This is a genomic window from Flavobacterium lipolyticum (assembly GCF_020905335.1).
GTDB lineage: Bacteria > Bacteroidota > Bacteroidia > Flavobacteriales > Flavobacteriaceae > Flavobacterium > Flavobacterium lipolyticum.
This window is the reverse complement of record NZ_JAJJMN010000001.1, coordinates 299,006-313,204: the sequence shown is the minus strand read 5'-3', so window position 1 is coordinate 313,204 and position 14,199 is coordinate 299,006. Positions and strand designations below refer to the sequence as shown.

The 14,199-nt window shown below is 35.1% G+C and carries 14 protein-coding genes; 6 read left to right on the top strand and 8 right to left on the bottom strand.

From position 1 onward, the window contains the following. Positions 1–49: 49 nt before the first annotated feature. Both LNQ34_RS01300 and arsC read right to left on the bottom strand, forming a co-directional pair. Positions 50–2,521, bottom strand: a complete 2,472-nt coding sequence (locus LNQ34_RS01300) for a TonB-dependent receptor (protein WP_202702392.1) — start codon at positions 2,519–2,521, stop codon at positions 50–52. An 89-nt stretch (positions 2,522–2,610) separates the two neighbouring features. Further along, positions 2,611–2,961: an arsenate reductase (glutaredoxin) gene (arsC, locus tag LNQ34_RS01295; protein WP_229998404.1), complete on the bottom strand. Its 351-nt coding sequence runs from the start codon at positions 2,959–2,961 to the stop codon at positions 2,611–2,613. Between the two features lie 113 nt (positions 2,962–3,074). Between arsC and LNQ34_RS01290 the strand changes: the two genes are divergently transcribed. The 3 genes from LNQ34_RS01290 (at position 3,075) to LNQ34_RS01280 (ending at position 5,330) form a co-directional block, all read left to right on the top strand. Beyond that, entirely contained in the window at positions 3,075–4,007 is a 933-nt protein-coding gene (locus LNQ34_RS01290) for a CPBP family intramembrane glutamic endopeptidase (RefSeq protein WP_202702390.1), read from the top strand. 11 nt (positions 4,008–4,018) lie between these two features. Continuing rightward, on the top strand, positions 4,019–5,059 hold the full coding sequence (locus LNQ34_RS01285) for an AMP-binding protein (protein WP_229998403.1): 1,041 nt from the start codon (positions 4,019–4,021) through the stop codon (positions 5,057–5,059). A gap of 70 nt (positions 5,060–5,129) precedes the next feature. After that, positions 5,130–5,330 (top strand): bacteriocin, encoded by a 201-nt coding sequence (locus LNQ34_RS01280; RefSeq protein ID WP_202702388.1) that lies wholly within the window; start codon positions 5,130–5,132, stop codon positions 5,328–5,330. A 75-nt stretch (positions 5,331–5,405) separates the two neighbouring features. Here the strand turns inward: LNQ34_RS01280 and LNQ34_RS01275 are convergent, their stop codons facing one another. From LNQ34_RS01275 to LNQ34_RS01265, 3 genes are all read right to left on the bottom strand, one after another. Continuing rightward, on the bottom strand, positions 5,406–6,626 hold the full coding sequence (locus LNQ34_RS01275) for an RsmB/NOP family class I SAM-dependent RNA methyltransferase (protein WP_202702387.1): 1,221 nt from the start codon (positions 6,624–6,626) through the stop codon (positions 5,406–5,408). A gap of 143 nt (positions 6,627–6,769) precedes the next feature. Further along, a complete protein-coding gene (locus LNQ34_RS01270; RefSeq protein ID WP_017496128.1) occupies positions 6,770–8,743 on the bottom strand; it encodes a KUP/HAK/KT family potassium transporter in 1,974 nt (657 codons plus the stop codon). Between the two features lie 133 nt (positions 8,744–8,876). Next, positions 8,877–10,088: a dermokine domain-containing protein gene (locus LNQ34_RS01265; RefSeq protein ID WP_229998402.1), complete on the bottom strand. Its 1,212-nt coding sequence runs from the start codon at positions 10,086–10,088 to the stop codon at positions 8,877–8,879. 117 nt (positions 10,089–10,205) lie between these two features. Here LNQ34_RS01265 and LNQ34_RS01260 point away from each other — a divergent pair, with 117 nt between their 5' ends. The 3 genes from LNQ34_RS01260 to LNQ34_RS01250 all read left to right on the top strand — a co-directional run bounded on the left by LNQ34_RS01260 (position 10,206) and on the right by LNQ34_RS01250 (position 12,526). Then, positions 10,206–11,267, top strand: coding sequence for a WD40/YVTN/BNR-like repeat-containing protein (locus LNQ34_RS01260; RefSeq protein WP_202702385.1), 1,062 nt, complete (start codon positions 10,206–10,208; stop codon positions 11,265–11,267). Between the two features lie 269 nt (positions 11,268–11,536). Next, positions 11,537–11,911, top strand: coding sequence for a hypothetical protein (locus tag LNQ34_RS01255; protein WP_229998401.1), 375 nt, complete (start codon positions 11,537–11,539; stop codon positions 11,909–11,911). Between the two features lie 222 nt (positions 11,912–12,133). Continuing rightward, positions 12,134–12,526: a hypothetical protein gene (locus LNQ34_RS01250; RefSeq protein WP_229998400.1), complete on the top strand. Its 393-nt coding sequence runs from the start codon at positions 12,134–12,136 to the stop codon at positions 12,524–12,526. Positions 12,527–12,674: 148 nt separating this feature from the next. Here the strand turns inward: LNQ34_RS01250 and LNQ34_RS01245 are convergent, their stop codons facing one another. Genes LNQ34_RS01245 through LNQ34_RS01235 form a run of 3 tightly spaced genes read right to left on the bottom strand, consistent with a single transcriptional unit; the run spans position 12,675 to position 14,140 of the window. After that, complete coding sequence (locus LNQ34_RS01245) at positions 12,675–13,133, bottom strand: sensor of ECF-type sigma factor (protein ID WP_202702382.1); 459 nt, start codon at positions 13,131–13,133, stop codon at positions 12,675–12,677. Between the two features lie 17 nt (positions 13,134–13,150). Next, a complete protein-coding gene (locus tag LNQ34_RS01240) occupies positions 13,151–13,564 on the bottom strand; it encodes a hypothetical protein (RefSeq protein ID WP_229998399.1) in 414 nt (137 codons plus the stop codon). Between the two features lie 33 nt (positions 13,565–13,597). After that, positions 13,598–14,140 carry an RNA polymerase sigma factor gene (locus LNQ34_RS01235; protein ID WP_202702380.1) on the bottom strand — a complete coding sequence of 181 codons (543 nt, stop codon included), beginning with the start codon at positions 14,138–14,140 and terminating at the stop codon, positions 13,598–13,600. Positions 14,141–14,199 lie beyond the last annotated feature (59 nt).

The window sequence follows — 14,199 nt, the reverse complement described above, 5'->3', positions numbered from 1 at the left end:
GTAAAACTTAATTGGAATTTGGATTTTTTAGTTTGGAATTTAAGTAAGATTATCCAGGGAATTCTCCACCGCCGTCACCGTCATTTTTAGGTGCGCCCGGTTTTTCTCTGTCACTTTTTGGTTTGTTGAAACGGTACGTAAACGATAGATTGAATTGACGTTTACGGAATTGCATTTCGCCGTAAGATGTTTGACTTTCAAGAGTGGTATCATTTTGAAGGTAAGTATACGATCTCATGATTCTTGAGTTAAAAATGTCACTGATATTAAACGCAATTGTGGCCTTGTCTTTCAATACATCTTTACTGAAAGCGGTATTCATTCCAAATTGGTCTAGAATCTTACCCTGTGCTGTTTTTTGTGCGCCATTGTAGGTACCGCTTAACTGCCAGTCAATTTTATATGGCAATGTAACTTTTGAACTAATTCTGGCAAACCAGGTGTTGGCCTGATTGTTCAGATTTTGTACAATCACTTGATTGTTTGTGTCTGTATACGTGTTCTCTCCGGTTGTTTTTACATTGTAAAGGTTGAAGTTACTGTTTATTTTCCACCATTTATACGGGCTGTAATTGAAGGTAAATTCGAAACCATATTTTTGCTCTTTTCCTAAGTTGATAGGACGGCTTAAAATAACAGGAATCCCGTCTACTTTATCTCCATTTGGAGTTCTGACAAAGCTGAAAACATCTTTTGTATTTTCGAAATAAGCAGAAGAACTAAAGGTCACTTTTTCCCATCTTTTGATATATCCTACATCAAATTTATCGGTTAATGATGGATCTAAGTCCGGATTTCCCTGGAAAATGTTAATGTTACTGGCGTAATTAAGAGCCGGATTCATGAAACGTCCTCTCGGTCTGGATAAACGTTTACTATAACTGGCAGTGAAGTTACTCTGATCTGAAATTTCATAACTAACAAAAGCACTTGGAAACAAGTTGTTGTATTTTTTGGTGTTAAAAATACTATTGTCTAATAAGTTTACTTGAATATTCGTGTCTTCCCAACGTAAGCCAAATAAATAAGAGAATTTATTGACTTTCAGTCCGTACTGTGCATAAAGTGCATTGATGTTCTCTTTGTATTCTAAAGTATTTGATTTTTTTGGATCTATAACATAGTTTCCATTGATAAGATTTGTAACGTTGTACTCGTTGTTTAAATCTCCAAAACTTCCTTTGTATCCCGCCTCAAACTGACTTCCTTTTCCTAGTGGAAGAACATAATCTGCCTGAAGTAGTATTTGTTTTTGTACCTGATCGTTTAGAGTGGTATTAGAAGTAGGTAGAGCGGTAATAAGCCCGTCGCTATCGTCTGTATTTCTGGAAACTGATAAATCGGCAGTCAGTTTGTGTCCTTTATCGTTGAAATTTTTGATTAAGTTCGAAGTAAATTCTACGTTTTCACTTTTGGTATCGGCATTATTGAAACGATTAGTTGTTCCTGTAAAAGCGTGAGCGGCATCAAAATTATTGTAGTTAATATAATCTTTATCCTCACCTGAGTTTTTTTGATAATTAATGGCATTTGTCCAGAAGGTATTAGGAGCAACTGTCCATTCCATACCCGCTCTGGCATTAAAACCGTTTCGGATTCTTTTGGTATCACGATCTTCATCTAAATAACCTTTTGGAGATCCATCGGCATTATAATAAGAAGTATTGGTTAAACCCATACCTTCATTGGTTCTGTAGTTGTAACCTGCAGTGGTAAAATAGTTTAGTTTTTCGGTTTTATAATTTAAGTTGGCACTCAAACCATAAGTTTCAGGAAGTCCTGTTGAAGCAATAAAAGTTCCGTTGAACCCCTGATTTTTTCCTTTTTTAAGAATGATATTGATGATTCCTGATCCTCCCTCTGCATCATAACGTGCTGATGGATTAGTAATTACTTCTACTTTGTCGATAGCATCTGCAGGAAGCTGACGTAAAGCCTCAGCTACATTGATCGCATTTGAAGGACGTCCGTCAATTAAAATTCGGATATTGTCACTGCCTCGTAAGCTTACATTTCCTTCAGAATCAACAGAAACAGAAGGAACATTGTCTAAAACATCACTTACTGTTCCGCCTTTGACCATCATATCCTGTCCAACATTGTAAACTTTTTTGTCCAGTTTTATTTCGACACTTGATTTTTCGGCACGAACGACAACTTCACTTAATTGCGCAGCGTCTTCGGATAAACTTACGACACCTAAAGCAGTGTCTCCGGAAATTGTTTTTCCTTTAATAAAAGTAGGTTTAAACGAAATAAATTCAACTTTTATATCGTAAGTACCCGGGGCAATAGCCACATCAAACTCTCCTTTTGGATTGGTGATTCCACCAGCTATAACTTTGGTGTCATTTGGGGCCGTGATCGAAATAGTAGCGTACTCAAGAGGTTGTTTGCTTACTTTTTCGAGAACTTTCCCGGTAACTTTTACCTTGTTTCTGGCAGGAGGTGCCTGTTGTGCATAGTTGTACAAACTTGTAAATAGGCATACAAGCAATACAGCAAATTTGATTTTCTTCATTGTGATTTTTGGTTTCTTTTGTTCTTTAGACGGCAAATGTAACTTTTGGTTTAAAGAGAAAAATCACAAAAATTTGTTAATACGGTTCTTTATAATTGATCTAAAAAAGAAGCCACTAAATCCGGATCTCTGCCAATGATTGCTTTGTCATCTTTTATAACAATCGGACGTTCGATCAAAATAGGATTTTCGACCATAGCTTCAATAATCTGATCATCGGTCAGTTCTTTTCCTTTGTAATTTTCAATCCAGATTTTTTCCTTAATTCTAATCAATTGCAGCGGTTTAAGGTTTAGTTTTTCAAGAAGTTTTTTTAAATCATTAAAGTTCGGCGTTTCGATCAGATAAGGGATAATTTGATATTCCTGTTTTGTGTTTTCAATAAAAGCCAGGCAATTTCTTGATTTTCCGCAACGTGGGTTGTGATAAATTTGTATCATTTTGTTATATTTAGAATGTTGTAAGATAATTAAACCGAAATAGGTATTTTAGCAGTGCCAAAAATAAGATTTAGTTATTAAATCGAATTCTCATTTTTTAAATTATTATCAATATGTTTTTAGAACAAGGAATTAAACCTCATAATAAGTTCTGGTTGTATCTTTTAGGGTCCGTTGTAATTATTATAGCATCTTTTATTGGTCAGATTCCTTTTTCTCTTGCAGTGTTTTATAAGAGTTGGATTTCCGGCAAGGGGTTTCCTTCTAATGATGCGACGGTTATGAAAATGTTTGAACCCAATTTGACCTTGTTTCTGGTGATGATTTCCTTTGCTTTTGCTTTTGTGGGGATTTATTATGTGGTGAAATATATGCACCGTCAGACTCTTTTATCCGTCACTACTTCAAGGGCAGAAGTAGATTGGAGACGAGTTGGTTTTTCTTTTTTATTATGGTCTTTGTTCTCTGTTTTGAGTTTTGTGGTATTGTATTTTAGTTCTCCCGAGAGTTTCGTGTGGAATTTTAAATGGATACCTTTTTTAATTTTAGTGGTAATCGGAACGGTGTTAATACCGATACAAACCTCTACCGAAGAATATGTCTTTAGAGGGTATCTTATGCAGGGATTTGCTAATTTAGCACGAAACAGGTGGTTTCCTTTACTGATGACTTCCGTTATATTTGGTTCGATGCACGTCTTTAATCCTGAAGTCGTAAAAATGGGGTATATCGTGATGGTGTACTATATCGGAACCGGTTTGTTTCTCGGAGTGATTACCTTAATGGATGAGGGAATGGAACTGGCATTGGGTTTTCATGCTGCTAATAATTTAGTCGGAGCTTTGTTGGTAACGTCCGATTGGTCGGTTTTTCAAACGCATTCACTTTTTATTGATATATCAGAGCCTTCGGCCGGTGTAGATGTGCTATTACCGGTGGTTGTAGTTTATCCTGTGCTGCTTTTTATTTTTAGTAAGAAGTACAATTGGAGTAACTGGAAAGAAAAATTAACGGGGGAAATAAATGTTGTAAAATCTTTAAATTAAAACACACAGTCATGTCAAAATTAACACATAAAAATGTCCATAATTACTTTAAGTTAAATGGTTATCATTTAAATGGGAAAGATTTATGCCGCATAGGTTACAGTTACATCAAAGAAGGAGATGTATATGAAAAGGCTATTGGTGAGTTTTTGCTGGATTGGTTCGATAAGAAAGAGTTTATTGAAATGACAACTTCTGGCACGACCGGACTTCCAAAATTAGTACGACTCGAAAAACAGGCTATGATTCAGTCCGCTTTGGCAACAGGTGATTTTTTCGGATTGAAGCCCGGAGATAAAGCACTGCTTTGTTTGCCTGTGCAATTTATAGCCGGAAAAATGATGTTGGTTCGAAGCCTGATTTTGGGGTTGGATATTGATGTCGTTTCGCCAAGCACAGCTCCTTTGGCTTTAAACAAAACTAAGTATGATTTTGTTGCCATGGTTCCTTTACAGGTTCAAAACTCTGTTGAAGAATTGAAAAATGTAAAGAAACTCATTATCGGTGGTGCTAAGATCGATAGTGCGCTTGAAGAACAATTACTTCCGCTAAAGACCGAGATTTACGAGACCTATGGGATGACGGAAACTATTACACACATCGCTGCCAAAAGAGTGGGAGAAAAGGCATTCTCGATTCTTCCAAATGTGAAAATCGACAAGGATGATCGTGACTGTTTGGTAATTCATCTGGCTTCGGTTTCTAATGAGCCTATCGTTACAAATGACCTGGTGGAGTTGGTTAATGAAAATCAGTTTGTATTTTTAGGAAGAATTGACAATGTAGTGAATAGTGGAGGAGTAAAGTTAATTCCGGAGCAAATTGAAAGTAAACTGATAGGGAAGATAAACAGCAGGTTTTTTGTAACCGGAGTTCCGGATACTACTTTAGGAGAAAAACTAATTTTGGTGATTGAAGGAGAAAAACAAGAGTTTGCTTCTGATTTTTTTGATGTATTAGGTAAATACGAAAAGCCAAAGGAAATTGTTTTTGTTCCAAAATTCAAAGAAAATGAGAACGGAAAACTGTTGCGTAAGCCTAGTTTGGTGTAAAAAAATACTTTGCTGAAAGTAAGAAAAATCGGCTACATTTATAAGGTATTAACTTTAAAACCTAATAATTATGAAATTTATCTTAAATCTAACAAATGTTGAGCAATTAAGTAAAAGCGAATTAAAGCAAATTAAAGGCGGTGATTTTATTTATTATTTAAATGGCTATCAATTGCGATGTGCTAAGCAGTTAACACAACCGCCAACATGTGGCAATATTCCATCATTTTGTTTGATTTCACCAGATATGTGTCCAATTGACCAGTCTTAAACAATAGAAAAAAAATCCAAATTCCAACAGTATAGTTTGGAATTTGGATTTTTATTTTTTGGAATTTAGAAAAAATTAATTAGTTACTTTTCGTTCCAATAAAGCCATATAGAATCCATCAAATCCAGATTCTGACGCTAGTATTTTGCGGTCTTTAATAAAAGTAAATTGCTTTCCGATTTCTGTCTTTAAGAATTTCTCTACCTGTTCCTGATTTTCCGATGGTAAAACGGAGCAAGTGGCATAGACCAATTTTCCACCCGGTTTCACAATTTTCGAATAGCTTTCCAGAACTTCTGCCTGTACTTTTCGAATGTTATCAATAAATTCAGGCTGCAGTTTCCATTTAGAGTCAGGATTTCGTTTTAAAACTCCCAAACCACTACAAGGCGCATCGATTAAAACACGGTCTGCTTTTTCATGTAATTTTTTGATCACTTTTGTAGTATCAATAATACGGTATTCGATATTAAAAGCACCATTTCTTTTGGCTCTTAATTTCAATTGTTTCAGTTTGCTTTCGTACAAATCCATTGCAATTAACTGCCCTTTGTTTTCCATTAAAGAAGCAATGTGCAATGTTTTTCCTCCCGCTCCTGCACAGGTATCTACCACGCGCATTCCAGGTTTTACATCCAGAAAACCGGCTACTAATTGTGAGTTGGCATCCTGAACTTCAAAAAGTCCTTGTTTAAAAGCGTCTGTTAAGAATACGTTGGCTCTTTCTTTTAAAACTAAAGCTTCAGGCTGATCTTTTAAATATTCCGTTTCAATATTTAAATCCATCAACGTGTTTCTCAAGTTTTCCTTGGTACCTTTAAGCGTATTGGTTCTTAAGATAACTTTAGCCGGCTGATTTTGAGCAGCAATTTCTTTTGCCCAAACTTTCTCTCCTAATTCTTTTACTCCTAATTCATCCATCCAGTCCGGAATAGATTCTTTTAGAGCTCTAACTTTAGAAAGCTCATCGAAACGGCCTTTTATTTTTCTCTCAGGAGTTCCTTCCAATTGTCTCCAATCCGGAATAGGATATCCTCTCAAAACTGCCCAAACCGCAAACATTCTCCATAAGTTATCTCTGTCGTATGGTTCTTTTACTTCTGCAATTTCTGCATATAGTCGCTTCCAGCGAACAATTTCGTATATCGTTTCAGCAACAAACTTCCTGTCGGAACTTCCCCAACGTTTGTCTTTTTTTAAGGCTCTGGCTACCACTTTGTCTGCATATTCTCCTTCATTGAAAATAGCATTTAAAGAATCGATGGTAGTATAAACTAAATTTCTGTGTAATCTCATTTTAATTATTTGAGTTGCAAAGGTACTATTAATTGATTGAAAGTTAAATTTTTAATTTTGATTGTTGATTTAACTTCTTTTTAAAAGAAAAAACACTCTAATAAAGTTTAAAAGAGTGTTTCTTAATGATGTTTTGGAATGATTTATTTCGTAATACGTGTCAGTCCAATATTTTCAGGAGCGTGAAGCACCATCGGGAATTTCTCAATTTTTACGGAGCTACTGTCTAAACCAAAAGCTCTTTCTTCAGATAAACTCAGTTTTTTAATGAAGAAATAAGAACTCATGATAATGTTTTCATGCCATCTTAGATCGTTGTCGTTAGATAAGAATTTCTCTGATAAAACAAATTTAAAGTCTCCAATAATATTGTTTTTGTTCAAAGACTCGTAACGGCTGGTGATGTCTACTTCGCCACGTTTTACCATATCGCGAATTACTTCTCTAAACATTAAATTGATTTTTGTAGGCTCTCTGAATCCTAAATTAAAATCGATTCTGTAAATGTCGTCCTTAGCGATTTCGGTAACTTTGTATTGTGTTTTGTAAGGTTCCGTCAAAATGTTTACGTGTACAAACCAGTAAATATCAGCTCTTTTTGGACGCTTTTGTAGAATAGAGTAGATTACTTTTTCCTCTAATTCATCAACGCGATTAGCGTTGGTCATATAAACCAGATGAGTAGCGTATTTTGGTATCGATAAGTCTTCGCTTAGTTCCATCAATACCTTTTTATAGTCATCAATTTTGATGATTTTGGTGTAGCTTTTGTTGATTTTCTTAGCCAGATACCATATTGTCATGATAGAGATTAAGGCAATCGCAATAATTAAAGTTACGTAACCGCCTTCGGCAAATTTAGTAATGTTAGCAATCAGGAAACTAAACTCAATCAGTAAATAGATAGTGATTAACGGCACCATCAGGTACAATTTTACACGTTTCATGATGAGATAGTAATTCAGTAAAATGGTTGTCATGATCATACACAGAATAATGGCAAGACCATAGGCATGCTCCATATTTCCTGATTTCTCAAAGTGTAAAACAATTCCAACACAACCAAAAAACAATAGCCAGTTGATCGATGGAATATATAACTGTCCTTTTACTTCGGTAGGGTATTTAATTTTAACTTTTGGCCAAAAGTTCAGTCGCATAGCCTCGTTGATCAAAGTAAATGATCCGCTGATAAGTGCCTGAGAAGCAATTACCGCTGCCAAAGTAGCTACCACAATTCCAAATGGAAGGAACCAGTGTGGCATAATCAAATAAAAGGGATTTCCATTTTCTCCACCCAGTTGTTGCAGTGTACTTCCTTCATGATGGATTAAGTAAGCAGCCTGTCCGAAATAGTTTAAAACCAAAGTGGTTTTTACAAATACCCAGCTAATTCTGATATTTTTTCTTCCGCAATGTCCCATATCAGAGTACAAAGCTTCGGCACCCGTTGTACATAAAAACACGAAACCAAGTACAAAGAAACCGTCAGGATGAATGGATAATAAATGATAAGCATAATACGGATTTACCGCTTTAATTACTTCAGGAAATTTTAGAATTTGAATTGTTCCCAGAGTTCCCAACATTGCAAACCAGATCAGCATCATTGGAGCAAAGAACTTTCCAACTAGTTTGGTTCCAAATTGTTGTATGGTGAAAAGAATGAATAAAATTGCGATAACAATATAAACAATAGTCTCCGTTTGCATAGTCGGATAAAACGCCCGGATTCCCTCTACAGCCGAAGAAATAGAAATTGGAGGGGTTATAATTCCATCAGCTAATAAGGCACTTCCTCCAATAATTGCGGGGACAATGAGCCATTGAATTTTAGTCTTTTTAACCAGTGCATATAAGGCAAAAATCCCGCCTTCACCATGATTGTCGGCACTTAACGTGATCAGTACATATTTTATTGTAGTCTGAAGCGTCAAAGTCCAGAAAACGCATGAAATTCCACCAAGAACGATATCAGAATTAATGGCGTAATCGCCAAGAATGGCTTTCATTACATACAATGGAGAAGTACCAATATCTCCATAAATAATTCCTAATGTTATCAGTAAACCCCCTATAGACAACTTACTATGTAAGTTTTTATGCGATGCGCTCATGTATATTTTTATAAAAGACGGTTGCAAATTTAGCGTTTTATAATAAACTAACCTCAATTATAACTAAAAAGATAAAAAAAAGCACAATCGTTAAATTGTGCTTTTCATTTTATATAAGATTGGAAACTGGGGATTAAATTCGTCTACCACCGTAACTTCTTCCGCTGGAACCACTCTCTCTTTGTGGCGCACTGCTTCTGGATTCCTGACTTGCTCTTGGAGATTCGGAACGTTGTGTGTTTTGTGAACTCTGTCTCTCTGAATTTCCTCTGTTTTCTGAATAACTTCTGGAAGACTCATTTCTTGAAGGAGTCGAAACCCTTTCTGTAGTTCCATAGTTTTGCGAATTTCCTCTGGAAACATTCGAATTGTTTTGACCATAATCTCTTCTGCCTGTATTTTCAACTCTTACAGGATTTGTGCTTATGCCTGAATTATCTCTGTTGTTAGAAGAGGTTCTGTTTGTAGTGTAATTTCTGTCAGATGTTGTTCGGTTCTCTCCATAATTTCTGGTTGAGGTTCTGTTGTCTGCAGTAGATACTCTATCCGAATTGGATCTGTTTGTCGTGTATGTATTTTGATTTCTTCCATAATCTCTGGTAGTAACACGTCTTTGATCTAAATCATATCTGTTAGTAACATTCGAATTTCTTTGCGCAAAACTATAATCAGGACGTCTGGTTTCGTAACCGTACGTGCGTCTTGTTTCATAGATAACCGGAGCTCTGTAACTTCTTCTTGTATTTACATAGTTGTAGCTATTGTTCACATTAATACAAAGATTGATGTTGTTTCTGTATCTGTAAATTGGGTAAGGTCTCCAGGCATAGTAATATCTAGGATAGTAATTCCAACTCCAGCTAGAGTAATACGGTCTGTAATTGGTTACCCAAAACGAAGTGTAAATTACTGGAGCTACATTGTAAACAGGCTCGTAAATATAGTTGGCACCATACAAGTAGCTGTTCCCAACAATTTGTACATTCACCCTGTTGTAATTGTCTCTTTCTACATCGATTGTAGCGATGTCCTGAAAAACATCACGATCTAAAACCGCCTGAATAATTACTACGTGAGTTCTGTTTTCTACAGATTCGATTACACGTAAATAATCCACCTGGTTGTCATCGTTTAAATCAAGATTTGAAATTTGATATTTCGAGTCATTTAAACGTCTTTCAAAATCCTGTAGATTAGCTGATTCTCCGAAGATAGAAGCAACAGCTCTTAAATCTAGGTTATCGCTTATATCTGAATTTTTTGCATAAACGGTAGTTTGGCTTTGTACGGGTACAGAACTCAAGCCTATTGCCAGGAGGGCTATAAAAAGTAGTTTCGTTTTCATTTTTAAATCGTATTATGATTACTATTTTGAGGTATCCAATTACTGTGCCAGAAAAAAAAGCGAAACTTATTTCAAGTGTTATAAATAATTGTATTTTAGCGCTAAAAAACTAATTTTATGAGAAAAGTAATATTCTTTTTTGGTGCTTTTATTTTGTTAATGTCTTTTAAAACCTTGAATCATAATGGTAATGGGATTTTTAACACGGGTTTTACATCAATTCAGATAGATACTTTGTTTCAGGATAAAATTAGCATCAGAGCGATCTCAATCGATAAAAATAAAATTTGGTATGGAGCTGATAACTCCCGTTTTGGGTTTTATGATTTGAATAAAAAAGAAAAATTTGAAGACCATATTTACCGTGATACTTTGAATCTGGAATTTAGAAGTATTGCTCAGAATGCAAACAATATTTTTTTGTTGAGTGTAGGAAATCCTGCATTGCTTTATCAGGTGTCTAAAAAAACTCAGAAAGTAAAATTAGTATACAAAGAAGTAAATTCGAAGGTGTTTTACGATAGTATGCAGTTTTGGAACGATAAAGAAGGAATTGCGATTGGCGATCCTACAGAAGATACTTTTTCTATTATCGTTACGCGTGACGGTGGCGAGACCTGGACGAAAATTTTATCGGATAAATTACCAACCAATGCAGAAGGTGAAGCCGCTTTTGCAGCCAGTAATTCTAATATAGTAATAAAAGGAAATGATACCTGGCTGGTTTCAGGGGGAAAAAAGGCACGTGTTTTTTATTCGCCGGACAAAGGAAGAACCTGGAAAGCAGTTGAAACACCAATTGTACAGGGAAAAACAATGACCGGTATTTTTACAGCCGATTTTTACGATTCAAAACACGGATTTATCGCTGGTGGTGATTATGAATTTCCGGAACAAAAAAGGGATAATAAAGCCTTTACTACTGACGGAGGAAAAACCTGGCAGCTAATTGGGCAGGGTATGGGATTTGGATATGCTTCGTGTGTGCAATACGTTCCGGGTGGAAATGGTAAAGAAATTATTTGTGTAGGTTCTGAAGGAATCCAGTATTCGCAAAATGGTGGAGAGAACTGGATGCAATTATCAACGGATACAAAATTGTTTACCATTCGTTTTTTGAATAGAAATACGGCAATTGCTGCCGGTTATAATAAATTGGTACGATTGAATTTTCGATAAAATACGCATGATCGTTTTTATAAATAAGGTACGTTTGTAGTAGAAAGCCGGTCTAAGGAATAAAGAGGTAGCCTTACAGTTGTTGAATTGTAAGGTTTTTTTTTATGATTTATTTTTTTATTCTGAAAGAAAAAAGTATGTTTGTACATCCATCCAAAGCAACTTTAATCTCCCGAACTTAAGAGAGAACCAAATTTTCAAGCTAACAAGGTTATAAATTGTAGGTTTGAATACTAGTAATGAAAGGCTTATAGTATTTGTAGAAAGTCTTGGGAAAACAGCACTGTAATACCATGGATGATGATGTAATTTTTACTTCGATTTGGCCTCTTCAGGGCCAGATTGGAACAACAGTTGTGCTTTCGGCCGATGAAAACCCTTATAAAGAGAATATTCGCCCGGGGTCTTTGACCATTGTTGATGTGCGGTTTATAACTATCGGGCTGCCATACGTTGTTGTTGTTACTCATTCAGCTTTGATATTGGATGCTGTAGGTTATAGTCGTTTTTCTGTTGTAGTTCCTCCGGGTTTATTTGCGGGAGTGCGGTATGTTATTGTTTTTACCCTGGTAAAGACCACAGGAGCGGGTGTACCGCTTTTGTTTAGAACCTCTCCTCATAATTTTTTTTTCACCGTTGTATAAAGAATATTGTTTTTGAATATGGTTTTAATAATAAGTTAGAATAGTACTAAATGAAGTAATGGATGATATACTTTTCGTTTGCATTTCTTGTTTTTTGGCACAAGGAAAAAAAGTTTGTTCATATTGTCAGAACAGCTTTAATCTCCCAGTTTATTAGATAACCAAATTTTTAACAAACAATATTGTAAAATGTAATGCTTGAATAGTAATAATAATTGACTTATGTTATCATGGTATAGTAAGTCTTTAAAGAACAATATAAAAGAGATGAATGATGATGAAGTAATTTTTAGTTCTTTTTGGCCGAGTCAGGGTCAGGTTGGAACAACAATAACATTCTCGGCGAATAACAATCCTTATAAGGAGAACATTAGACCAGGTTCCATGGATATTTATGAAGTTACATTTATAAGCCCTAGTTTACCGTCTGTTGTAGCTGATTCTGGTGTAATAATCGATGAGTACAGTCGTTTTTCCGTTAGAGTACCAGCTGGTGTTGTAGTAGGAGGGAGGTATGGAATTATTTTTACACTAAAGAAAACGAATGGATTAGGAGCACAAGAGTTGTTTTTTTTTAGAACCTCCAGTTATCAGCCTAGTTTTACTGTTCTATAAAGTTTTTTTCCTTTGGTAGACTAGTAAAGAAAGGGTATGTTTAGCTTTTGCCACTTATGCTAATTGTTTAAAATAACAAGAACCCTAAATAAAATAATAAAGTAAGTATTATTTTTTAGGGTTCTTGTTGCTGTTGTTTGATAGAGGATTAGCTTTTATTGGCTTTGTCCCTGTATTGTTTTAGTAATTTACGGTTAAAGTCGTCTTCTGATTTTTTAAGCTTTAAGATTTTCTTAGCAGAAAGGATCTTCTTTAAGTTGCTGTTGTATTTGTCTCTCAGGGTATATAATTCTTTGTCTGCGCTTTCCATTTGTGACAAGAGTGAAGCTGCTTCTTTTTCAGACATGGTACTAATGTTATCGTCATCTAGTTTGCGCAAATACATTTTCATTTTTTCGTGACGCAATTCATATTGTTTGTCATCGTATGTATTGTAAATGGGCCAGAATTTCTCGGCTTCTGTCGAGGTGAGCTCCAGTTCTGTTGTTAAAAAAGAAACTTTATAAGCTTTAATCTTTTCCCGCTTTTCGTCTGTTTTGTCATTCTGTGCATAAAAGGAGAATGTAATAAAGAATAGAAGTATCGGAAGTATATTTTTAATTTTCATCTTTTGAAATTTTAGTTTTATTCTGAAATTAAATTTTCAATATTAGGGTTGGTAGCTAAGATGTCTTCAAGAGTTTCCTGTTCAAGAGCAACATTTTTACCAAGTTTATCAATGTCTTTTGTGTCCAGTTCACGAATTAAATCGTATTGATTTAAGTTGGACTGATAGGATAAGTAGGTTTCTAAAGTATCCTCGTCAAGATCTTTGGATGTATTGTAATGGTTGGTAACAGGAATCAGTAAAGCTGCAAAAACAACTGCGGCAGCCGCAATCGAAAGTGCTTTTTTACGCTTGTAAAGCGGTATTACTTTTACTTCTTTCTCTTCGTTTATTTGCTGTAAAACCTTTGTTGAAAAAGCATCAAAATAATTCTCCGGAGTTTTAAACCCGGTTTTTATTTTCGGTTCGTTTTCTAATTTAAATGTTTTCATAGTAGCTATAAGACAGTTGTTGTTACAAAAGGTTTAATTTGAGGTAACATATATTTCAATTTTTTTTACTGCGTGATGATAGGATGCCTTCAAAGCGCCGACTGAAGTTCCCAGAATTTCAGCGATTTCTTCGTATTTTAATTCTTCAAAATATTTCATTTTAAAAACCAATTGCTGTTTTTCCGGTAAGGTTACAATCGCTTTTTGAAGTTTGATCTGAATTTCATCTCCTTCAAAATAAACATCGGCCTTTAAATTGTCGATGGCTTTATTTTGTAGTGCTTCAGAAGTTATTCCGTTCAGTTTAGCTTTTTGACTTAAAAAGGTCAAAGCTTCGTTGGTTGCAATTCGATACATCCAGGAAAAAAGCTTGCTTTCTCCCTTGAAGTTTTTTAAATACTGAAAGACTTTTACAAAAGTATTCTGTAAAACATCATCTGTATCGTCGTGATTCAGAACAATGTTTCGAATATGGGAATACAGCGGTTTTTGATAATCAGATACGAGCTTTTGAAACGCGGTATTTTGCGTTGCAGGATTTAATAATAGTTGAATAAATTCCTTCTCGTCTGCCAAATTCCGTTATTTATGGTGTTAGAATGAATTTTGAACAAAAGGTTTAATTAACCTCGATT

Coding starts and splice junctions, on each gene's coding strand:
- LNQ34_RS01275 (WP_202702387.1), bottom strand. CDS start 6,626: ATGAGATTACACAGAAATTTAGTTTATACTACCATCGATTCTTTAAAT.
- LNQ34_RS01280 (WP_202702388.1), top strand. CDS start 5,130: ATGAAATTTATCTTAAATCTAACAAATGTTGAGCAATTAAGTAAAAGC.
- LNQ34_RS01260 (WP_202702385.1), top strand. CDS start 10,206: ATGAGAAAAGTAATATTCTTTTTTGGTGCTTTTATTTTGTTAATGTCT.
- arsC (WP_229998404.1), bottom strand. CDS start 2,961: ATGATACAAATTTATCACAACCCACGTTGCGGAAAATCAAGAAATTGC.
- LNQ34_RS01250 (WP_229998400.1), top strand. CDS start 12,134: ATGTTATCATGGTATAGTAAGTCTTTAAAGAACAATATAAAAGAGATG.
- LNQ34_RS01270 (WP_017496128.1), bottom strand. CDS start 8,743: ATGAGCGCATCGCATAAAAACTTACATAGTAAGTTGTCTATAGGGGGT.
- LNQ34_RS01265 (WP_229998402.1), bottom strand. CDS start 10,088: ATGAAAACGAAACTACTTTTTATAGCCCTCCTGGCAATAGGCTTGAGT.
- LNQ34_RS01285 (WP_229998403.1), top strand. CDS start 4,019: ATGTCAAAATTAACACATAAAAATGTCCATAATTACTTTAAGTTAAAT.
- LNQ34_RS01290 (WP_202702390.1), top strand. CDS start 3,075: ATGTTTTTAGAACAAGGAATTAAACCTCATAATAAGTTCTGGTTGTAT.
- LNQ34_RS01240 (WP_229998399.1), bottom strand. CDS start 13,564: ATGAAAACATTTAAATTAGAAAACGAACCGAAAATAAAAACCGGGTTT.
- LNQ34_RS01300 (WP_202702392.1), bottom strand. CDS start 2,521: ATGAAGAAAATCAAATTTGCTGTATTGCTTGTATGCCTATTTACAAGT.
- LNQ34_RS01245 (WP_202702382.1), bottom strand. CDS start 13,133: ATGAAAATTAAAAATATACTTCCGATACTTCTATTCTTTATTACATTC.